This is a genomic window from Streptomyces sp. NPDC004266 (assembly GCF_042874095.1).
Lineage (GTDB): Bacteria > Actinomycetota > Actinomycetes > Streptomycetales > Streptomycetaceae > Streptomyces.
Genome location: NZ_JBIAMM010000003.1, coordinates 436,973 through 457,462, shown reverse-complemented (window position 1 = coordinate 457,462; position 20,490 = coordinate 436,973). Strand labels below are relative to the sequence as shown.

At 73.2% G+C, this 20,490-nt stretch carries 21 protein-coding genes; 14 read left to right on the top strand and 7 right to left on the bottom strand.

From position 1 onward, the window contains the following. Position 1 precedes the first annotated feature (1 nt). Together ACFYUZ_RS10140 and ACFYUZ_RS10135 are read left to right on the top strand one after the other, a co-directional pair. On the top strand, positions 2 to 664 hold the full coding sequence (locus ACFYUZ_RS10140) for a maleylpyruvate isomerase family mycothiol-dependent enzyme (protein WP_389307439.1): 663 nt from the start codon (positions 2 to 4) through the stop codon (positions 662 to 664). 358 nt (positions 665 to 1,022) lie between these two features. Then, a complete protein-coding gene (locus ACFYUZ_RS10135) occupies positions 1,023 to 4,703 on the top strand; it encodes an amino acid adenylation domain-containing protein (RefSeq protein ID WP_389307438.1) in 3,681 nt (1,226 codons plus the stop codon). On the opposite strand, the gene ACFYUZ_RS10130 is transcribed toward ACFYUZ_RS10135, so the two are convergent. Continuing rightward, positions 4,672 to 5,430, bottom strand: a complete 759-nt coding sequence (locus tag ACFYUZ_RS10130; protein ID WP_389307767.1) for a helix-turn-helix domain-containing protein — start codon at positions 5,428 to 5,430, stop codon at positions 4,672 to 4,674. The genes ACFYUZ_RS10135 and ACFYUZ_RS10130 overlap by 32 nt on opposite strands. 243 nt (positions 5,431 to 5,673) lie before the next feature. Here ACFYUZ_RS10130 and ACFYUZ_RS10125 point away from each other — a divergent pair, with 243 nt between their 5' ends. From ACFYUZ_RS10125 to ACFYUZ_RS10105, 5 genes are all read left to right on the top strand, one after another. Continuing rightward, positions 5,674 to 6,339: a DUF4097 family beta strand repeat-containing protein gene (locus ACFYUZ_RS10125; protein ID WP_389307436.1), complete on the top strand. Its 666-nt coding sequence runs from the start codon at positions 5,674 to 5,676 to the stop codon at positions 6,337 to 6,339. Positions 6,340 to 6,527: 188 nt separating this feature from the next. Next, complete coding sequence (locus ACFYUZ_RS10120) at positions 6,528 to 6,986, top strand: group II truncated hemoglobin (protein ID WP_389307435.1); 459 nt, start codon at positions 6,528 to 6,530, stop codon at positions 6,984 to 6,986. A gap of 114 nt (positions 6,987 to 7,100) precedes the next feature. Beyond that, positions 7,101 to 7,409: a DUF2087 domain-containing protein gene (locus ACFYUZ_RS10115; RefSeq protein ID WP_389307434.1), complete on the top strand. Its 309-nt coding sequence runs from the start codon at positions 7,101 to 7,103 to the stop codon at positions 7,407 to 7,409. Further along, entirely contained in the window at positions 7,406 to 8,038 is a 633-nt protein-coding gene (locus ACFYUZ_RS10110) for a LysE/ArgO family amino acid transporter (RefSeq protein WP_389307432.1), read from the top strand. Before ACFYUZ_RS10115 ends, ACFYUZ_RS10110 begins: the two co-directional genes overlap by 4 nt. A 135-nt stretch (positions 8,039 to 8,173) precedes the next feature. Then, on the top strand, positions 8,174 to 9,508 hold the full coding sequence (locus ACFYUZ_RS10105; protein WP_389307431.1) for an amino acid permease: 1,335 nt from the start codon (positions 8,174 to 8,176) through the stop codon (positions 9,506 to 9,508). Here the strand turns inward: ACFYUZ_RS10105 and ACFYUZ_RS10100 are convergent. From ACFYUZ_RS10100 to ACFYUZ_RS10090, 3 genes are read right to left on the bottom strand one after another with little or no spacing between them, the layout of a single operon-like run. After that, positions 9,462 to 10,145, bottom strand: coding sequence for a TetR/AcrR family transcriptional regulator (locus ACFYUZ_RS10100; RefSeq protein ID WP_389307430.1), 684 nt, complete (start codon positions 10,143 to 10,145; stop codon positions 9,462 to 9,464). The genes ACFYUZ_RS10105 and ACFYUZ_RS10100 overlap by 47 nt on opposite strands. A gap of 35 nt (positions 10,146 to 10,180) precedes the next feature. Beyond that, positions 10,181 to 11,341 (bottom strand): MFS transporter, encoded by a 1,161-nt coding sequence (locus ACFYUZ_RS10095; RefSeq protein ID WP_389307429.1) that lies wholly within the window; start codon positions 11,339 to 11,341, stop codon positions 10,181 to 10,183. Continuing rightward, entirely contained in the window at positions 11,338 to 12,210 is an 873-nt protein-coding gene (locus ACFYUZ_RS10090) for a pirin family protein (protein ID WP_389307427.1), read from the bottom strand. Before ACFYUZ_RS10090 ends, ACFYUZ_RS10095 begins: the two co-directional genes overlap by 4 nt. 135 nt (positions 12,211 to 12,345) lie before the next feature. On the opposite strand from ACFYUZ_RS10090, the gene ACFYUZ_RS10085 reads away from it, so the two are divergent. Together ACFYUZ_RS10085 and ACFYUZ_RS10080 are read left to right on the top strand one after the other, a co-directional pair. Beyond that, positions 12,346 to 12,954, top strand: a complete 609-nt coding sequence (locus tag ACFYUZ_RS10085; RefSeq protein ID WP_389307426.1) for an NADPH-dependent FMN reductase — start codon at positions 12,346 to 12,348, stop codon at positions 12,952 to 12,954. Then, complete coding sequence (locus ACFYUZ_RS10080) at positions 12,951 to 13,724, top strand: MBL fold metallo-hydrolase (protein WP_389307424.1); 774 nt, start codon at positions 12,951 to 12,953, stop codon at positions 13,722 to 13,724. The genes ACFYUZ_RS10085 and ACFYUZ_RS10080 overlap by 4 nt, the downstream gene beginning before the upstream one ends. A 19-nt stretch (positions 13,725 to 13,743) precedes the next feature. Here the strand turns inward: ACFYUZ_RS10080 and ACFYUZ_RS10075 are convergent, their stop codons facing one another. Then, the gene (locus ACFYUZ_RS10075; protein WP_389307423.1) at positions 13,744 to 14,049 is read right to left on the bottom strand and encodes a hypothetical protein; all 306 of its coding nucleotides are present in this window, start codon (positions 14,047 to 14,049) and stop codon (positions 13,744 to 13,746) included. 208 nt (positions 14,050 to 14,257) lie between these two features. On the opposite strand from ACFYUZ_RS10075, the gene ACFYUZ_RS10070 reads away from it, so the two are divergent. After that, on the top strand, positions 14,258 to 14,731 hold the full coding sequence (locus ACFYUZ_RS10070) for a carboxymuconolactone decarboxylase family protein (protein ID WP_389307422.1): 474 nt from the start codon (positions 14,258 to 14,260) through the stop codon (positions 14,729 to 14,731). 12 nt (positions 14,732 to 14,743) lie between these two features. Further along, positions 14,744 to 15,661, top strand: coding sequence for an RNA polymerase sigma-70 factor (locus ACFYUZ_RS10065; protein WP_389307420.1), 918 nt, complete (start codon positions 14,744 to 14,746; stop codon positions 15,659 to 15,661). A 3-nt stretch (positions 15,662 to 15,664) separates the two neighbouring features. Here the strand turns inward: ACFYUZ_RS10065 and ACFYUZ_RS10060 are convergent, their stop codons facing one another. Together ACFYUZ_RS10060 and ACFYUZ_RS10055 are read right to left on the bottom strand one after the other, a co-directional pair. After that, positions 15,665 to 15,865 carry a DUF397 domain-containing protein gene (locus ACFYUZ_RS10060; protein WP_389307418.1) on the bottom strand — a complete coding sequence of 67 codons (201 nt, stop codon included), beginning with the start codon at positions 15,863 to 15,865 and terminating at the stop codon, positions 15,665 to 15,667. Continuing rightward, positions 15,849 to 16,697 (bottom strand): helix-turn-helix domain-containing protein, encoded by an 849-nt coding sequence (locus tag ACFYUZ_RS10055; protein ID WP_389307417.1) that lies wholly within the window; start codon positions 16,695 to 16,697, stop codon positions 15,849 to 15,851. Before ACFYUZ_RS10055 ends, ACFYUZ_RS10060 begins: the two co-directional genes overlap by 17 nt. Before the next feature lie 115 nt (positions 16,698 to 16,812). On the opposite strand from ACFYUZ_RS10055, the gene ACFYUZ_RS10050 reads away from it, so the two are divergent. The 3 genes from ACFYUZ_RS10050 to ACFYUZ_RS10040 all read left to right on the top strand — a co-directional run bounded on the left by ACFYUZ_RS10050 (position 16,813) and on the right by ACFYUZ_RS10040 (position 20,470). Next, positions 16,813 to 17,013: a hypothetical protein gene (locus tag ACFYUZ_RS10050; RefSeq protein ID WP_389307415.1), complete on the top strand. Its 201-nt coding sequence runs from the start codon at positions 16,813 to 16,815 to the stop codon at positions 17,011 to 17,013. Continuing rightward, complete coding sequence (locus ACFYUZ_RS10045) at positions 17,013 to 18,704, top strand: TerD family protein (protein WP_389307414.1); 1,692 nt, start codon at positions 17,013 to 17,015, stop codon at positions 18,702 to 18,704. The genes ACFYUZ_RS10050 and ACFYUZ_RS10045 overlap by 1 nt, the downstream gene beginning before the upstream one ends. 242 nt (positions 18,705 to 18,946) lie before the next feature. Further along, positions 18,947 to 20,470 carry a glycosyl hydrolase family 18 protein gene (locus ACFYUZ_RS10040; RefSeq protein ID WP_389307412.1) on the top strand — a complete coding sequence of 508 codons (1,524 nt, stop codon included), beginning with the start codon at positions 18,947 to 18,949 and terminating at the stop codon, positions 20,468 to 20,470. Positions 20,471 to 20,490: the final 20 nt, after the last annotated feature.

Here is a 20,490-nt window from a genome sequence, read left to right as displayed (position 1 = left end):
CATGTGTACCGAACGTGACCCCTGGCTCCCGGACCGGCTCCTCCGCACCGAACGGGACCTGCTGATGCCGCTCCTCCGGCGCACGCCCGAGGAGGCGTACGAGCTCCGCACCGCATGCCCCGGCTGGACCGCCCGCCAGGTCCTCGCCCACTGCGGGGCGGCGCTCGTCCGGATCGTCGAGGGCCGCCTCGAAGAAGGCGTCTTCCTGCCGGAGGCCAACGCCTGCGACGTCGCCGAACGCGAGGACTGGCCCGTCGGCCGCGTCCTCGACGAACTCGAACGCGGCCTGACCGAGGCGGGCCCCGTCATCGCGGAGCGCGAGGACGGCCGGCTCGACGCGGTCGCCCTCGGCGAGTGGATCCACGCCGGAGACGTACGGGAGGCCTTCGGCGCGCCCGGCGCGTACTGCGGCGCGGCGCTCGACCTCGCCCTCCCGCTGCTCGCGGTGACGAGCCGCCGCCGGGAGACGCCGCGTCTGATCGGCGAACTGGCGGGCCGGGACGACGGCCCGGTGTCCCTCGGCAACGAGGTCGAGGGGCGGCCGGCGGCGCGGTTCCGGGGGGACGCGGCGACGCTCATCCGCATCTACGCGGGGCGGCCGCTGGTCCGCACGCGGTACGCCCTGACGGGCGCGACAGAACAAGAACTCCTCATCTACCGCTGACCTCCGCCCCTGTGAGGGACCCGCACCCTGCTGGGCGGTGCCGCCGCGCCCCCCGTGTGGGCAATCGTCCCGCTGGGGCGGGACGGGTGGGCACACGGGACGGCGCCCTTCGCGGCGCCTCCGCGTTCCGCGCCTGGACCCGCACCATTGGTGCGCCGTGCACGGGGTGCGGGTTCAGGCGCTTGAGCCTCTGGCGCCGGCAAGGGCGCCGTCCGTTGTGCCCACCCGTTCCGCCCCTTGCGGAACGCCTGCCCACAACGGGGGTGGGCACCGCCCCGGCGGGCGCGGCCCGCAACGGGGTGGGCGCGGTCCGCGTGGGCCAACAGGGGGCGTGGGGTTCGTTGACGAAGGGAACAGGATGTCCACGCTCGACCGGCTTCTCCGTGCCGCCGCCGCCACGCGGCCCCACACCCCCGCCGTGACCTCCGGCGAGAACGCGCTCACGTTCCAAGAGCTGTACGACACCGCCGCGGCCCTCGCCGCCCACCTCCGTACGCTGGGCGTCACCGCGGACGCCCGCGTCGGCGTGTTCGTCGAGCCGTCGCTCGACCTGATGACGGGCGTCTGGGGCGTGGTCCTGTCCGGCGCCGCGTACGTGCCGCTCTCCCCGGAGTACCCCGAGGAGCGCGTCCGTTACATGATCGAGGACAGCGGGGCCCGCATCGTCCTCACCCAGGACCGTTTCCGGGACCGGGTCGTGGAGCTGGCTCCGCCGGGGACGGCGGTCGTCGTCATCGGGGACACCCCGACCGTCCCGACCGCGCCTGCCGCCCCCTCGCTCCCCGTCGCCCCGCACGACCTCGCCTACGTCATCTACACCTCCGGCTCCACCGGCCGGCCCAAGGGCGTCATGGTCGAGCACCGCTCGATCGTCTCGCAGATGCGCTGGATGGCGACGGAGCACCACCTCGGCCCGGACGCCGTCGTCCTCCAGAAGACGCCGATGAGTTTCGACGCCGCGCAGTGGGAGATCCTCGCCCCGGCGGTGGGGGCCCGGGTCGCGGTCGGCCCGCCGGGGGTGTACCGGGACCCGGAGGGGCTGGTCGACGCGGTCCGGGCGTCGGGGGCGACCGTGCTCCAGGGCGTGCCCACGCTCCTCCAGGCCCTCGTGGACACCGAGCGGCTGGGCACCTGCACCAGCCTCCGGCGGGTCTGCTCGGGCGGCGAGATCCTCTCCAGGAACCTCGCCGCGCAGCTCCTCGCCGAGCTGCCGGCGACGGAGCTGGTCAACCTCTACGGCCCCACCGAGTGCACGATCAACGCCTCCTCGCACACGGTGGACCGGGCGACGCTCGCGGACGCCCCGGCGGCGATACCGATCGGCAGACCGGCTCACGGGACGACGTTCCACATACGTGACGGGGAGCTGTGCATCGGCGGGGTCCAGGTGGCGCGGGGGTATCTGGACCGGCCCGAGCTGACGGCGGAACGCTTCGTCACCACCGGATCCGGCGAGCGCCTCTACCGGACCGGCGACCTGGCGCACTGGAACGAGGACGGCACGGTCCAGTTCGCGGGCCGGGCGGACAACCAGGTCAAGCTGCGCGGCTTCCGCGTCGAGCTGGACGAGATCGCGCTGGCCATCGAGGACCACGACTGGGTCAGGAACGCGGCGGTCATCGTGAAGGACGAGCCCCGCACCGGCTTCCAGAACCTCGTCGCCTGCGTGGAGCTGTCGCCGAAGGAGGCGGCCCTGATGGACCAGGGCGACCACGGCGCCCACCACCAGTCCAAGGAGTCGAAGCTCCAGGTCAAGGCCCAGCTCTCCGACGCGGGCACCCGTGCGGACGCCGAGCTCGCGGGCTGCCCGGTGGTCCAGCTGCCGGGCGGCACGCCGTCGGAGCGGATGCGGCGCACGGTCTTCGCCCGCAAGACGTACCGCTTCTACGAGGGCGGCGAGGTGAGCCGCGCCGACGTCCTCGCGGCCCTGGCCCGTCGCCCGGAGGGCGTCGGCTCGCGGCCGGTCGGCGGCCTGACGGCGGCCGACCTCGGGGAACTGCTGCGCTGGTTCGGCCGGTTCACGAGCGAGGAGCGGCTCCTCCCGAAGTACGGCTACGCCTCGCCGGGCGCGCTGTACGCGACGCAGCTGTACGTGGAGGCGCGCGGGATCGCGGGCCTTGACCCGGGCACGTACTACTACCACCCGGTCCGCCACCGCCTGTACCTGACGGAGCCGCTCCCCGCCGGAGGCGAACCGTCCCTGCGGTTCTCCTTCCGGGGCGAGCGGTCCGCGATCGAACCGGTCTACCGGAACAACATCCAGGAGGTCCTGGAGATCGAGACCGGCCACATGGTGGGCCTCTTCGAGGAGGTCCTGCCGGGGTACGGCCTGGACGTCAGGGCGTGCGGGGACGGGTGCTGGGAGGTCGTCCCGTACGACGAGGGGGCGAGGACGGACCCGGAGGTGGACGTCTACGTCCAGGCGCACGGCACCCGGATCCCGGACCTCCCGGAGGCCCAGTACGCCTACGAGGACGGTGCGCTGGTCCCGGTCTCGGCCTCCCTCGTCGAGAAGAAGCACGTCATCGCGATCAACCAGGCGGTGTACGAGCGGGCCTCGCTCGGCGTCACCGTGGTCAGCCGCACGGCCGAGAGGGGCCGGGCGTACGTCGACCTCGGCAGGGTGCTCCAGCGCCTCCAGCACGGCGGCCACGGGCTCGGGTTCATGTCCTCCGGCTACAGCTCCGAGTCCGGCCACCCGCTGCCGGCGGCCCGCCGCATGGACGAGGTCCTGACGGCGGCGGGACGGGCGACCGGTCCCTCGTACTTCTTCGTCGGCGGCCGGGTCAGCGAGGAGCAGCGGCTGAGCGAGGGGATGTACGAGGACACGGTCCACATGAAGGGCCCGGCGGAGATGATCCGCGACGACCTCGCGCACCACCTGCCGGACTACATGATCCCGAACCGGGTCGTGGTCCTGGACCGGCTGCCCCTGTCGGCGAACGGCAAGGTGGACACGAAGGCGCTCGCCGAGCTCGCCGTGGTCAACGCGGGCCTGCACGGCCGCCCGCACGTCCCGCCCCGTACGCGGACGGAGGGCAGGCTCGCGGAGATCTGGGCGGCGGCCCTGAGGTACGAGGACGTCGGGGCGGTCTCGGTCCTGGACGACTTCTTCGAGTCCGGCGGGAACTCGCTGATCGCGGTCGCGCTGGTGACGCGGATCAACCGCGAGTTCGGCGCGGGCCTCCCGCTGCAGATCCTCTTCGAGCACCCGACGATCGAGAAGCTCGCGCACCGGCTGGACGGCGCCGCCGCCACCCCCGCCTCCCGTCTCGTGCGGCTCCACGCGGCCGGCGCGCAGTCGCCCGTGTACTGCTGGCCGGGGCTCGGCGGCTACACGATGAACCTGCGGCACCTGGCCGAGGAGGTCGGCGTCGACCGGCCCTTCTACGGGGTGCAGGCGCACGGCGTCAACCGGGGCGAGGAGCCGTACGCCACGATCCGTGAGATGGCCGCCGCCGACGTGGCCGCGATCCGCCGCCGCCAGCCCACCGGCCCGTACACCCTCTGGGGCTACTCCTTCGGCGCCCGCGTGGCCTTCGAGTCGGCGCACCTGCTGGAGGCGGCGGGGGAGCAGGTGGAGCACCTCTTCCTGATCGCCCCGGGCTCCCCGAAGGTCCGCTCCTCGGAGACGGGCGGGGCGACGTACGACAACCCGGCGTTCGTGACGATCCTGTACTCGGTCTTCGCGGGCGTGATCGACACGGGCGTGCGGGCCGGCGACCGGCGGAGCTTCGTGGCGCGCGTCGCGGAGGACTTCCCGGCCCTGGACCCGGAGCTGATCGACCGGATCGTCGCGATCGTCGAGGAGACCTTCGAGTTCACGTACACCTTCCGGGAGCTGACGGAGCGGCAGGTGAGATGCCCGGTGACGCTCTTCAAGGCCGAGGGCGACGACTACTCGTTCCTGGAGGGCGCCACGGGCTGGTCGGCGCGTCCGCCGACGGTCGTGGAGCTGGACGCGGACCACTACAGCCTGCTCCGGCAGCCGGACCTGGCGGAGCTCGTCAAGAAGATCCGCTACCGCCTGGGGCTGTAGGGGCCTCGTCCGGAGACGGGGGCTTCGAGTGGAGGACGGCCCGGCCCTGTTCGGCGGCCCGGGCCGTGCTCTCGGAGACGTAGTCGAGGAAGCGGGCGACGTTCTCCATGCGGTGGCCGGCGGGAGTGCCGGAGCCGAGGACGGTGACGCCCTGCCGCGCGGTGTCGACGATCTGCGCGATGGACCGGGCGGAGGCCATCATCGCCTGGTACCAGACGTCGTCGTCGACGATGTAGCGCTCGCGGCGGCGGTCGTCGCGCTCCCGCCGGACGAGGCCCTGCTCGTCGAGGAACGCGACCGCCTTGGAGATGGACGCGGGGCTGACCCGGAGGCGCTCGGCGAGTTCGGCCGCGGTGAGGCTGCCCGTGTCGGCGAGCGTCAGGCTCGCCATGACGCGGGCCATCATCCTGGGCATGCCCGAGCCCATCATGACGGTCGTGAACGTCTCCTCGTAGGCGAGCACGGCCTCGGCGTCGCGCCCGTGTTCCTGCGGGGAGGCCGCCGTCCCCCGGGGCGGGGCCGGCCTGCGGCGGTGGGCGCGCTGCTCGGTGGCGCGGTGGGCGAGGTCGGCGCGGTAGCCGGTGGGCCCGCCGTTGCGCATGACCTCGCGGGTGACGGTCGAGGTCGGGCGGTCGAGGCGCCGGGCGATCTCCGCGTACGCGAGGCCGTCGGCGAGTCCCAGCGCGATCTGCTGTCGTTCGGGCTGGGTGAGTCTGCCTCCCGGCATCGCGGTCTCCTTCGTCGTCCGTGGGGCCGCCAGCATAGCGTTCATGCCCATTCCATTGCAACGAACCGAAGAGGTCTCGTTGCGTTAGGCGTGAGACCATTGCAATGAAATCAAGCAACTGACCAGCAATAACAGTGTTCTTGCGCAACGAAGTACTTGCCGACTTCATGAACGCAACGTAGCTTTTCCTTCATCGGAAACAGCGCGGCGCACCGGCGTCCGCCACGAAGAAGGAGCAGCACCGTGCAGAAGTTCGACACCACCGCCCCGATCGCCGCCGTCCTCGCCGTCCCCGCCGGCCGGATCCGGCTCATCGCCGCCGACCGGACCGACGCCACCGTCGAGGTCCTGCCCGCCGACCCCTCCAAGAGCCGCGACGTGAAGACGGCCGAGCGCACCGAGGTCACCTACGCCGACGGGACCCTGCGCATCGAGGTCCCCCGGTCGAAGAACGGCCTCCCGGGCGCCACCGGCTCCATCGAGGTCACGCTCCAGCTGCCCGCGGGCTCCCGCGTCCGGGCCGGGGCCGCCGCCGCCGAGCTGCGCGGCGTCGGACGGCTCGGCGACGTCGTCTTCGAGGGCGCGCACGGCCAGATCAAGATCGACGAGGCCGCGAGCCTGCGGCTCACCGCCGCCGACGGCGACGTCGAGGTCGGCCGGCTGACCGGCCCCGCCGAGATCAGCACCGCCCGGGGCGACATCCGCATCGCCGAGGCGAACAACGGCACGGTCACCCTGACCACCCAGAAGGGCGACATCACCGTCGGCGCCGCCACCGGCGTCTCCGCCTCCCTGGACGCGGGCACCGCCTACGGCCGCGTCGTCGACTCCCTCCGCAACGACGGCGCTCCCGTCCTGAACATCCGGGCCACCACGGCCTACGGCGACATCACGGCCCGCAGCCTCTGACCCCCGGTGCGATCCTCCGCCGCCCGTCACCGTCACCCTCCGGGGTGGCCGGCGACGGGCTTCGCGCTCCGGCACACACGGTCGGAGCCCCTCGTGCGCGTCGCATGCGCCCGAGAGCGAACATCCTTGGATTCCGGCCCCGTCGAGGGGAGGCTGGGAGGACGCATCCCGGATCCCGGAGGCCCTCCATGAGCGCTGAGCACACGAACACCCTGTACGAGGCCGTGGGCGGCGCCGACGCGCTGCGCCGGCTCTCCGAGACGTTCTACGAGGCGGTCCTGGCCGACCCCCTCCTCGCCCCCGTCTTCGCCGACTTCACCGCCACCCACGTGGAACACGTGGCCGTATGGCTGGCGGAGGTCTTCTCGGGACCGGCCGATTTCACGGCGGAGCTCGGCGGGCACCAGGCACTCCTCCGCGCCCACCTCGGACTCGGCATCACGGAGGAACAGCGGCTGCGCTGGATGGAGTTGATGACGGCGGCCGTGGAGAAGGAGCTGCCGGACGACGCCCTGCTGCGCCGCCGGGTGGTGGAGTACTTCGACTGGGGCACACGGATCGCCGAGGACGTCTCGGCCTCGGCCCCGGACACCGACCTCGGCACCCCCGGCCCCACCCCGCGCTGGGGCTGGAACGGCCTCGTCTGACCCGCGGTCCTCCCCGCCTCGCCCGTCCGGGTCCCGTCGTCGTGCGGCCCGAGCCGGAGCGGGCGCGGGAAAACCCTTTGCGGGGCGGGGGAGCGGAGGGTCACCCTCTCGGGCATGACCAGTCATCCCTCCCGCCCCGTCGCGGACCTGTTCTCCGCCGACGGGCGCCTCAAGGCGATCCCGCGCAAGCCCGCCCGCCGCGAGGCGCTGCTCGCGCACCTCGCCGCGACCCTCTTCGAGGCGGACCGGACCTACCGCGAGGCCGAGGTCAACGACGCCCTGCGCGCCGTGCACGAGGACTTCCCGGCGCTGCGCCGCCACCTCGTGATCGCCGGTCTCCTCTCCCGCACGAAGGACGGCGCGGACTACCGCCGACAGCAGCAGCCCGGCACCCCCGGAGGCGCGATCCCCGCCGCCGCGTGACGGCCGCGGTGGTGGCCGGCGTGCTCGCCGGCTACGGCATCGCGATCCCGGTCGGCGCGGTCGGCGCCCACCTCGTGGCCGTCACCGCCCGCACCGGCTGGCGCACGGGCGCCGGCGCGGCCCTCGGCGTCGCCACGGCCGACGGGGCCTACGCCCTGCTCGCCGTGGCCGGCGGCTCCGCCCTCGTCCCCGTGCTCGCCCCGGTGACGACCCCGCTGCGGTGGGCGTCCGCCGTCGTGCTGACGGTGCTCGCCGTACGGGCCGGATGGGCGGCCCTCGCCGCGCACCGCCGCAGGGGCGGGCCCGCCTCCCGTGACGACGGGACCGTCCTCACGCCCGCCCGCGCGTATCTCGCCTTCCTGGGGATCACGATCCTCAACCCCATGACGGTGATCTACTTCGCCGCCCTCGTCCTCGCCACGGACTCCTCCGCCCCCTCCACCCCCGCGGACCGCGCCGCCTTCGTCCTCGGCGCCCTCGCCGCCTCGGCGAGCTGGCAGCTCCTCCTCGCCCTCGGCGGCTCGCTCCTCGGCCGCGCCCTGACGAGCGCTCACGGCCGACTGGCCACGGCCCTCGCGTCGAGCACGCTGATCGTCGTCCTCGCGGTGCGCCTCGTCGTACAGGGGTGACGCCGGGGCGCTCCCCGTCGTCCCGCGGTCTCCCCTCCCGTCTCCCGGGACGTCTCAGCCCACGGGATCCGGTTGCCGTCCGCCGGGTCCAGGCGTCAGGCTCCTGGACCGGTCGTACGGAGTTCGGGGGGAAGCGTGACGGGGCGGGTGCTCGGGGCGGGGCTGCGGCGGCGGCATCTGGCCATGATCGCGTTGGGCGGGGCCATCGGGGCCGGGCTGTTCGTCGGGTCGGGGGTCGGGATCGCGGCCGCCGGGCCCGGGATCCTCGTCTCGTACGTCCTCGCCGGGGTGCTGACGGTGCTCGTGATGCGGATGCTCGGGGAGATGTCCGCGGACCGCCCGGTGAGCGGCTCCTTCGCCGAGCACGCGCGGACGGCCTTCGGGCCGTGGGCCGGGCTGCTGGCCGGGTGGATGTACTGGGCGCTGCTCGTCGTGAGCGTCGCCGCCGAGGCCGTCGCGGCGGCGCACATCGTCGGCGGCTGGGTGCCCGCCGTGCCCGGCTGGGCGTGGGTCGCCGTCTTCATGGGCGTCTTCACCGCGAGCAACCTCACGGACGTGCGGAACTTCGGCGAGCTGGAGTTCTGGTTCGCCGGCCTGAAGATCGCCGCCATCGGCGGATTCCTGCTGCTCGGCGTCCTCGTGGCCGGCGGGCTGATGCCCGGGGCGCCCTCGCCCGGGACCGGGCACCTCCTCCACGACGGCGGCTTCCTGCCGCACGGCTGGCACGGCGTCGCCGTCGGCGTCGTCGCCGCCGTCTTCGCCTTCGGCGGCCTGGAGACCGTGACCATCGCGGCCGCCGAGTGCGAGGACCCGGTCCGCGCCGTGCGGGACGGCGTCCGGGCGGTGATGTGGCGGGTCGCGGTCTGCTACCTCGGCTCGATGGCCGTCGTCGTCACCCTCGTCCCGTGGAACGACCCGGCCGTGGCCGACGGTCCGTACGCCGCCGTCATGGGCCGGATCGGCGTGCCCGGCGCCGCCGACCTGATGAAGGCCGTCGTCCTCGTGGCGCTCCTGTCCGCGATGAACGCCAACGTCTACGGCTCCTCCCGCATGCTGCACGCCCTCGTCGGGCGCGGCGACGCGCCGCGCCTCCTCGGCCGGCTCGGGCGGTCGGGCGTGCCGTACGCCGCCGTCCTCGCCTCCGCCGCGTTCGGGTTCGTCTCCGTCGTGCTCAGCATGGTCTGGCCGCGTACGGTCTTCCCGTTCCTGCTCCACTCGAGCGGCGCCGCGATCCTGCTCGTCTGGGCGCTGATCGCCGCTTCCCACCTGCGGCTGCGCGGCCCCTCCGCGCGGGCCGTCGTCGCCCTCGCGGGGATCGGCGGCGTGCTGCTGTTCATGCTGGGGGACGCCGCGAGCCGTACCCAGCTCCTCACCACCGGGGGGTGGGCCGTGGTCCTGCTGGTCCTCGGCGGGGTGCGGCGGCTCAGGAGCGCGCGTACCGGGCCAGGAAGAGATCCACTCCCGAGCTGATCACCCGCGTCAGCTCCGCGTCGTCGATCTCGGCGTCGGGGGAGAAGGTGCGGACGAGCTGAGGCACGCCCACCGTCGCCGCCACCAGCTGCTGCACGGCGAGCGCCGGGTCGGGCGCGTCGAGGACGCCGCGCGCGTTCAGCTCGGTGAAGGCCTCGACGAGCGGGCCGTTGTTCATGTCGTAGCTGACCCGGTACCAGAGCTGGCCGAGCTGCGGGAAGCGGTCGATCTCGCCGATGACCAGGCGGCGCAGCTTCATGATGTCGGGGCGCAGCAGGATCCGGGTCCAGTCGGCGGTGAGCCGGACGAGCGCGGCCCGCAGGTCGGGGGCGTCGGCGATGGTGGAGTTGGAGGGCTCCAGATCGGCGTACGTCTTCGGCAGGACGCCGCCGATGACGGCGAGGAACAGGCGCTCCTTGCTGCCGAAGTGCTTGTAGATCGTCGCCTTCGAGACGCCGGAGCCGCGGGTGATCGCGTCCATGGAGGCCGCCGAGTACCCCTCCGCGAGGAACTCCGCGAGCGCCGCGTCGATGATCGCCTGGCGCTTGCGCGAGGCCGCGTCCGCCGGGTCCGGGATGATCGGGATGCCGTACTCGTCGATCGCGTCGTCGTGCTGTGCGTCGGCTCCGGCTCCCATGGGTGTTCCTTCGGTGGTGGCGGCTGGAGCTTCCACTATATGAACTGAACGGTTTGGTCTGCAAAGGCCGCCAGGGCGGGGCCCGCCGCGACGCCGATCAGGAACGCCAGGTTGAACAGGCCGATCGCGAGACCGTGCCGGGCGGGCGGCAGGCCCTCGGTCGCGGCGCCCGTGAGCAGCCCCTGGCCGCCGGCCGTGACGAGCGCGCTCGCCCCCGAGCCGATCAGGACGGCCACCGCCCAGGGCGCGGCCACGGCGAGCGCGAGCGCCCCGGCCGAACCGAGCGCGAGGAGCACCCGCAGCCGGACCGGGCCGAGCCGCGGGGCCGCGCGGACCAGCTGCCAGGACAGCAGCGCCCCGGCGAGCGCGGCGACGGACGAGGCGGCTCCCGTCTCCACCGCGCTCCAGCCGGTGAGCGCGGTGACGCGGCGCGGAGCGGCGTACAGCAGGACGAAGTTGACGGTCGAGAGGGCCAGCATCAGTCCGGTGGCGGTGAGGAAGCGGCGGTCGCGGAGGATGTCGAGGGGGAGTCCGGTTCTGTTTCCGGGGGTACGGCGGGTGTCGTCCCCCGGTGCCGGTGCCGGTGCCGGTGCCGATGCCGATGCCGATGCCGGGGGCCCGCCCGCGAGGCGGAGCGACGGGCGCAGGAACGGCAGGCCGAGCAGCGGGAGGACCAGGGCCGCGCGCCAGCCGAGCGCCCCGGCCGCCGCCGCCCCCACGAACAGGCCGGCGGTGCCGCCGACCGCGCTGCCGATCGCGACCAGGCCCGGTGTCCGGCCCGAGCGGTCCCGGCCGGCGAGCTGGAACGCGGCGACGTTCAGGCCCGCGGCCCCGGCCGCCTCCAGGGTCCGCCCGGCGATCGCCAGGGGCAGGCCCGGCGCGAGGAGGACGAGGAGCGCGCCGAGGACCACGAGGGCGGCGGCGGCCCTGATGATCCCGGCGGGACCGTGCCGCCGCCCGGCGGTGGCCGAGAGGAGCGGGGTGCCGACCGCCATGCCGAGCCCGAAGGCGGTCATGAGCCAGGCGGCGGCGCCGGGCCCGACGGCCAACGCGCGCGCGGCGTCCGGGAGGGCCAGGCTGGGCCCGGAGACCCCCATCGAGGCGGGGGCGGCGAGAGCGCCGAGCAGGAGGCCGGTACGGAGGGAGGTCCCCCGGACGGCCGGGCTCGGGGCCGACGGTGCCGACAGCGTCGTCATACCGGCATCCGGCCCATCAGGCCCTCCCTGAAGTCGCGCTCCGCCTCGCGGAGCTCCGCGGCCGTGTTCATCACGAAGGGCCCGCTCCGGGCGACCGGTTCGCCGATCGGTTCGCCCGTCAGGACCAGGACCTCGGCGGCCGCGTCCGGTGCCTCGACCGTGAACCGTTCGCCGTCACGGGTGAGCACCGCGAGGTGGCCGTCGGGGAGGCGCTCGCCGGCCACCGCGGCCTCGCCCCGCATCACGTACACCATCGCGTTGTGGTCGGCCGGGGCGGTGAACTCGGCGCGGGTGCCGGGGGCGAGGCGTCCGTGGGCGACGAGCACCGGCGTGCGGGTCTCGAAGGGACCGGTCACGCCGTGGCCGGTCCCGGCGAGGACGGTGATCTCGGCGCCCTCCGGGGTCACGGCCACCGGCAGGTCGGCGGCCTCGGCGTTCTGGCTCCGCGGCGGGGTGCCCTTGAGACGGGCGGGGAGGTTCAGCCAGATCTGGAGCATGTGCTGCCGGCCGCCCGAGGCGAGGAAATCCGGTGTGGGCAGGGCCTCGTGGACGATCCCGGAGCCGGCGGTGAGCCACTGGACGCCGCCCGCGCGGACGACGGCGCGGTGGCCGCGCGAGTCGGCGTTCGCGACGTCGCCGTCGAGGACGTACTGGATCGTCTCGAAGCCCCGGTGCGGGTGCGGGGGCGCGCCCTTCGCCTCGCCGGGCGCGAGGTCGACGGGACCCACCTGATCGATCATCAGGAAGGGGTCGACGAAGGGGAGTTCCGCGGTGGGGAAGGGGCGGCGCACCGGGAATCCGGCGCCCTCGTGGGTGTGGAAGGGGCGGGCCGTGCGGGCGACGGTGCGCCCCGTGGCGAGTGTGCTCATGCCTTCGAATGAACTACACCGATCAGTTCACTGTCAAGACTGAACTGTTCTGTTGACAGACTGAACCGATCTGTTTAGTTTCATGGGCGTCGAGTCCGGCACCCGCCGGCCCGTCCGACCGACCAGGGGGCTCCCATGACCGCGTCCACGATCCTCGCCATCTCCGGATCGCTCCGCGCCACCTCGCACAACACGCGACTGCTCCGCGCCGCCCAGAAGTTCAACCCGGGGGGCCAGGAGATCGAGATCTACGAGGAACTGCGCGAGATCCCGCCCTACGACCTGGACCTCGACACCCCCGAGCTGCGCCCGGCCGTCGTCGGAGAGCTCCGCCGCCGGGTCGCGGAGGCGGACGGCCTCCTCATCGCCACCCCCGAGTTCAACTACTCCGTCCCCGGTGTCCTCAAGAACGCGCTCGACTGGCTGTCCACCGACTGGACCGGGACCGAGGGCCTCCCGCTGCACCGCAAGCCCGTCGCGATCCTCGGCGCCGCGCCCACCAACTTCGGCACCGTCCGGGCGCAGCTGGCCCTCCGTCAGGTCTTCGTCTGGACGGACAGCGACGTCGTCGTGAAGCCCGAGGTGCACGTCTTCCGCTCCCACGAGCGCTTCGACGCCGACGGCAACCTCACGGACGAGGTCGCCATCGAGCTCCTCCAGGGCCTCCTGACCTCCCTCCAGGCCAAGATCGACGCCTCGAAGGCCGACGCCTCGAAGGCCGACGCGGCGAGGGCCGCCGCGTGAGCGCCCGCGCCGAGACCGTCACCGCCACCTACCTCGGCACGGCGACCGTCCTCCTCCGCGTCGGCGACCTCACCGTCCTCACCGACCCCGCCCTGGACCCGGCCCCCGCCCACCACCCCGGCGCCCGCCCGCTCCACCGCACCGTCGGCCCGGCCCTGACCGCCGCCGAACTCCCGCCCGTCGACCTGATCCTGCTCTCGCACGACCAGCACGCCGACAACCTCGACCCGACCGGCCGTGAGGTCCTCGGCCGCGCGGGGGCGGTCCTCACCACCCCGGCGGCCGCCGAACGCCTCGGCGGCCGGGCGCAGGGCCTCGCCCCCTGGGAGAGCCGGACGGTCACCGTCGGGGCGACGACCCTCACGGTCACGGCGACCCCCGCCCGGCACGGCCCGGAGGGCACCGAACACGTCACGGGACCCGTCACCGGCTTCGTCGTCGCGTACGGGGGCGGCACGCTCTACGTCTCCGGCGACACCGTCCGCCACGACGCCCTGACGGAGATCGGCGCCCGGTTCCGCATCGACACGGCCTTCCTCCACCTCGGCGACGCGCACTTCCCGTCCACCGGCGACCGGGCCTTCTCGATGAGCGCCGCGGAGGGTGCCGCCCTCGCCCGGACCCTCGGCGCGCGGACGGTGATCCCCCTCCACTTCGACTCCTGGGACCACCTGGCCGAGGACCCGGCCCGCATCACGGAGGCCTTCGCGGCCCCGGACCTCGCGGGCCGGCTGCGATGGCTCCGCCCGGGCGTCCCCGAGACCCTCTGAGGCCTCCGCACCGCTCGCGTCAGCGGCCCCGGCGCGCCCCGGTCGTCACCGCGACGGCTCCCGCGACCGCGAGGACCGCGCCCGCCGCCATGACGCCCCGGCCGGAGCGGTACGAGAGCACCGACCAGCACGACCGTGCCGACAGCAGGGACCCGACGCTCGCCCAGGACCCGACGGACAGCGCCGAGGCGGCGGAGCCGACCGACCCGACGGAGAGGAACGACCCGACCGAGCCGATCGAGAGGGTCGAACCGACGGACCCGATGGACAGGAACGAGTCCCGGGACCAGAGCGAGAGGCGCGAGGAGGAGCCCGAAGAGGTCATGGCCCGATCGTAGGCGCTCACGGCACAGCAGGGCCGGCGCGATGCGGAGTGCGGGGGCGACGGCGAGTACGGCGAGGGTCGCACGGCGCCGCCGCCCGCGACCTCCCACTCCCGTGGCGTGGATCACACCGGAGTTCGTGTCACAGGGCGCCGCGCCGTCTCGTCTCGGGGACGTAAGCCCACCGACCCGAACCGAGGAGACACGACGATGGACGCACGAGTGGACTTCTTCGCCGACCCCACCGCCGGCAAGGCCCTCAAGCACCTCATGGCCGCCGGCAAGATCCTCCAGGGCTCCACCCTCCCGGCCGCCGTCCAGGAGCTCGTCTCCCTGCGCGTCAGCCAGATCAACGGCTGCGGCGTCTGCCTCGACATGCACACCAAGGAAGCCGTCGCGGCGGGCGAGAGCCCCGTCCGCCTCGCCCTCGTCGCCACCTGGCGCGAGGCCACCGTCTACACCGAGGCCGAACGCGCGGCCCTCGCCCTCGCCGAGCAGGGAACCCGCGTCGCCGACGGCGCCGAAGGCGTCAGCGACGAGGTCTGGGAGCGGGCCGCCCAGCACTTCGACCAGGAGCAGCTCACCGCCCTCGTCCTTCTGGTTTCCTTCATGAACGCCGCCACCCGCATGAACGTCATCAGCAGGCAGCCGGCCGGTGGCTACGAGGTCGGACAGTTCCACTGAACGGGGAGTGACATGGGCAAGGTCGAGGAGTTCGAGGAACTGCGACCGCTGCTGTTCTCGATCGCCTACCGGATGCTCGGCAGCGTCAGCGAGGCCGAGGACGCCGTCCAGGAGACCTGGCTGCGGTACGACGCCTCCTCGACCGTGCCCGAATCCCCCAAGGCGTTCCTGTCCGCCACGGTCACCCGCATCGCCATCGACGTACTCCGCTCCGCCCGCGTCCGCCGCGAGGAGTACGTCGGACCGTGGTTCCCCGAACCGCTCCTGGACGATCCGTACGAGGACCCCGAGCGCGCCGCCGAGCTCGCCGACTCCGTGTCCATGGCCGCGCTGCTGCTCCTCGAACGCCTCAGCCCCCTCGAACGCTCCGTGTTCGTGCTGCGCGAGGTCTTCGGCTTCGGCTTCGACGAGATCGCCTCCGCCGTCGACCGTACGGAGGCGGCCTGCCGCCAGCTCCTCGTACGGGCCCGCCGGCACATGCACGACGGCCGGCCCCGCTTCGAGGCGGACCGCGCCGAACGTCAGGAACTGGCCGCCCGCTTCTTCGACGCCCTGAAGGGCGGCGACGTCGACGGCCTGCGGAGCGTCCTCGCCGCCGACGTCCGGATGGTCGGCGACGGCGGCGGCAAGGCCCCGCAGCTCGCCCGCGCGATCGTCGGTGCGGACAGCGTGGCCAAGCTGCTCGCCGTGGTCTTCCCCCGCATGGCCCAGGTCGCCATCACCTTCGAGCCGCACGACGTCAACGGCCAGCCCGGCGCGGTCTTCCGCGACCGCGACGGCAAGGTCCTGCACACGCTGGGCCTCGACATCGTCGACGGCCGCATCCAGATGATCCGCTCGGTCATCAACCCCGACAAGCTCGCCCACCTGGGCCCGGTCGCCGACGCCTGGGCGATCAACGACCAGGTCCGCGCGGCCCGCCGGGGCTAGGCCTCAACCCGCCTTGACGGCCTCGACGAACGACACCCACGCGGCGGCGGGGACGACGAGGACGGGGCCGTCGGGGCGCTTGGAGTCGCGGACGGGGACGAGGCCGGGGGTGTTGTCGGCCACTTCGACGCACTCGCCGCCGTCCCCGTTGCTGTAGCTGCTCTTACGCCACACGGCGGCGGTCAGATCAAGGGCGTTGGCCATGTCGGTAGTCCTCAGCCGCTTCTTCGATCAGGGCGAGGGACGCCTCCGGCGGCAAGGCGGCGGCCCTCAGCCGATCGTATGCCTTGCGGTACTGCTTCACGAGGAACGGATCGTCGATCGTCTGACCGTGGTACGGCCCCTCCGTGTACATCAACGGCGGTTCGTCCGCGAACTCCATGAACATCATCGACAGCTCCATGAACGGCTGCGTAGGCGCGTTCCACGGCAGGATCTGCAAAGTGGCACAGCCCCGTTGTACGAAGGCGGCGATGTGGTCCAGCTGTTCGGCCATCTCCACTGGTGTGATCGTGAAGTTGCGCACCAGCGGCTCGTGCATGATCACCCAGTAGTCCGGACTCTTCGGGGTTTCGAACAGCTCCGCACGCTTCAGACGAGCGTCGATCTTCGCCTGGGCTTCCTCGGGGATGTCCCTCGGGTGTGTGGAACGGATCACCGCCCTCGCGTACGTGGCGGTCTGGAGCAGGCCGGGAATGAGCGCGTTGCTCCACCGCTCGATCGCCAGCGCGCGCTTCTCCGACTCGGCGATCGGCGCGAAGTACGCCGCATGCGCACCCTGCTTCGCCTTCCGTACGTCCTCGCAGCCCCGTGCGAAGAACCCGTCCGTCCTCAGCACACGGTCCACGTGCTGGGCCAGGTCCAGCGGCATCCGGCGCTGGCCCCGCTCGATCTCGCTCAGATACGTCACCCCGTAGAAACTGCCCTCCACCAACCCCTCCAGCGTCAGCCCCGCCTCCTCCCTCTTGAAGCGGAGCTCCTTCCCGTAGAACTGCGGGACGCTCGCCGAGCCGTCGATGTCCTTGCGCGCAGCCACCCTCGACCGCCTTTCGCACCTTGCTCCGTGGAGCGGAAACGCTTCCCACGGTAGGACGCGGGGCGGCAGCGTGTGAGGGGTTCGTCACGGCACGCAACGAAAGGTGGACGCCCCCATGGACGACGACATCAGGCCCGACGTCGAAGCGCTCCGTACCGCTCTCGCAGCTCACGGCATCACGCTGCCCTCCCTGGGGGTGGACGTGGTGACGCTCGCGGGGTCCTCCATCCGGCCTCCGCTCGTCGCGCTCGGCGACTGCAACGTGGCGACCGCACGCCACCTCGCCGAGGTGCTGCTGAAGGCGGCCGGCGGCTGATGCTCCCGCTCACGGTGGAGCTGTTCGCGCTGCCCGAGGAGGTGGCCGAGGTGCGGCGGATGGTGGAGAGGGACGACGTACGGCTGTGCGTGAGCGAGCTGTTGACGAACGTCATCCGGCACGTGGGGGAGGGGACGCCGGTGACCGTGCGGGTCGCCGCCGCGCAGGGCGGGCGGACGCGGGTGGCGGTCACCGACCCCGACCCGCGCGTCTGGCCCGTACTCCAGGTCGCGGCGGACGACGCCGAGTCGGGGCGCGGGCTGGCGCTGCTCGACGCGGTGGCGGCGCGGTGGGGCGTGGACCAGGGCCCGTACGGCAAGACGGTGTGGTGCGAACTGGGCGCCGGGAGCTGGTCGTCCGGGAAACGGGGCTGCCAGGATGCGGGCATGACGCAGATCATCAAGGGGGGAAACCTTCCGCTCAGCGGCGAGCCGATGCGGGTCGCCGTCGTCCGCCGCTCCGGCGGGCCGGAGGCGCCGAAGGTCGACGCGGCCGCGCTGCTCGTCGACGCGGACGGCAAGGCCAGGGGCCGCGGCGACCTGGTCTTCTACAACCAGCCCGAGCACGCCGGGAGCGCCGTACGGCTCCTGGGGGAGGCCCGGGGCGAGGAGGGGGTCGTCGCGGACTGGCTGGAGATCGACCCCGGCCGGATCGAGGACTCCGTGGAGCGGGTCGTGGTCGCGGCGTCCTGCGACGGCGGGACGTTCGGGGAGGTCGAGGACCTGTACGTACGGGCGGTGAGTGCGACCACCGGCGAGCAGCTGGCGCTGTACGCGGTGGAGGACGCGACGACGGAGACCGCGATCCTGCTGGGCGAGTTCTACCGCAGGAACGGGGGGTGGAAGTTCCGGGCGGTGGGGCAGGGGTACGACTCGGGGCTGCCGGCCCTCGCGACGGACTTCGGCTTCTCGGCGTCGGAGGACGAGGCGGACGACGAGGACGAGCAGGGACCGGAGGCCGCACCGGAGGCCCCCGTCGCCGTGCCCGCGCCGACGCCCGCGCCCGCGCTCGTTGCCGTCGACAAGGCCGACGTCCCCGTCCCGTACTCCGGCGCTCCCGTCGCCGCGCCCCTCGGCCGCCTCAACGCCCTCCCCGCCGAATTCGGCCCGGAGTTCACGTGCGTCGAGTACCAGGGCGACGGCAAGGAGGACGTCGAGACCGGTCTCACCCTCCCGCGCGGCTTCATCGCCGTCGACGTGGTGAAGAAGGGCGCCGGTCACCTGGACATCGTCACGCTGACCGTCCGCAAGCGCCGGTGGCGGCAGGTCATGCGGAGCCGCATGGACGATCTGCGCGGGGTGGGCGTCCTGCACCACGACGGTCAGTCGCCGCTGCGGCTGAGGGTCGACACGCGCGGCCGGTGGATGATCAGGCTCCGCCCGGTGTCGACGCTGCGTCCGTTCGACGGGCCGGTGGAGGGGTACGGGCCGGACGTCCTGGCGTACACCGGCGACGAGACCGGCGTCAGGTTCCGGTTCGAGGGCGACGAGGACAAGAAGGGGTACTTCGGCGTCGCGGCCCACCGCAAGGGCGGCCACTGGGAGTACCGGTTCAGCCGGCGCGACCGGGGCCGCGGGAAGGGCGACCTCCCCCGGGGCCCGCGTCTCCTCGTCGTCGAGGCGGACGGGGCCTGGTCCATGGAGCCCCGCCCGGGAGGGAGCGGGGGCTTCTGGTCCCGGTCGGGTCGCTAGGGAGGGGCGGGAGGAGCCTGCGCGTGGCTCGTCGGGCCGAGCCGGGCCATCGCGCGCATCGCTCCAGCGTCCGACCGCACTCGCCGGACGCGAGAGGCAGTGAACCGCGCAATTGGTCTAGTCCAAGTTTGGTCCAGGCCATTGACGCGGCCGGGGCGGCGGGGGTTACTTCGTATCCCAACAGCCGTGCACGACAACGACGTTGGCGCACCTCCCGCACCCCCCACAGTCATTGGATCGCCATGAGACGACGCGTACGTTCGCTCCGCTCGGCCCTCACCGCCGCCGTGACCGCCGTGGCCGCCCTCGGGCTCGGGGCCGTCGCCGCCGCCCCCGCCCAGGCCGCGACCCCGCTCCCCGCCCGGGTCTTCGCCCCGTACTTCGAGTCCTGGACCGGGGAGAGCCCGGCCGCCCTCAGCGCGCAGTCGGGCGCCAAGCACCTGACGATGGCGTTCCTCCAGACCGCCACCAAGGGCTCCTGCACCGCGTACTGGAACGGCGACACCGGCCTGCCGGTCGCCCCGTCCTCCTTCGGCGCCGACATCGCGACCATGCGGTCCCGCGGCGGCGACGTCATCCCCTCCTTCGGCGGCTACACGGCCGACACCACCGGCACCGAGATCGCCGACAGCTGCACCGACGTCAACCAGATCGCCGCCGTGTACGAGAAGGTCATCACGACCTACGACGTCACCCGGCTCGACATGGACATCGAGGTCGACTCCCTCGACAACGCCGCGGGCATCGACCGCCGCAACAAGGCCATCAAGCTCGTCCAGGACCGGGCCGCCGCCGACGGCCGCCAGATCCAGATCTCGTACACCCTGCCGACGACCACCCGCGGACTCGCCGCCAGCGGGCTCGCCGTCCTCAAGAACGCCGTGGCCAACGGCGCGAAGGTCGACGTCGTCAACCTGATGACCTTCGACTACTACGACAACGCCGCCCACGACATGGCCGCGGACACCAAGACCGCCGCCCAGGGCCTCTACGACCAGCTCGCCGGGCTCTACCCCACCAAGACGTCCGCGCAGCTCTGGGGCATGGTCGGCATCACCGAGATGATCGGCGTCGACGACTTCGGGCCCGCCGAGACCTTCACCCTCGCCAACGCCCGCACGGTCTACGACTGGGCGGTCTCCAAGGGCGTCAACACCCTCTCGTTCTGGGCGCTCCAGCGCGACAACGGCAGCTGTGCCGGTGGCGCCGCGGCCGACGGATGCTCGGGCATCCAGCAGAACACCTGGGACTTCTCGCACATCTTCGCCCCCTTCACCAGCGGGACGACCGCCCCGGCCGACGACTTCTCGGTGACGACGACCCCGGCCGCCGCCACCGTCACCGCGGGCGCGTCCACCTCCGCCACGGTGAAGACCGCCGTCACCTCCGGCGCGGCGCAGACGGTGAACCTCACGGTCGGCGGCCTGCCCGCCGGCGTCACCGCCACGCTCAGCCCCACCTCGGTGACGGCCGGGGGCTCCTCGACCCTCACCGTGAACACCACGGCGGCCACGGTCTCCGGCACGTACCAGATCGTCGTCAACGCGGCGAGCCCCTCCGCCGGTCACGCGGCGGTCCTCTCCCTGACCGTCACCGGCGGCGCCACCCGGTGCACGGCGGCCCCGTGGGCCTCCTCGCAGGTGTACACCGGCGGCCAGCAGGTCTCGCACAAGGGCCACACCTGGAAGGCCAAGTGGTGGACCCTGGGCGAGGAGCCCGGCACGACGGGCGAGTGGGGGGTGTGGCAGGACCTCGGCGCCTGCTGAACCGTCTGCCGAAGCCGCCC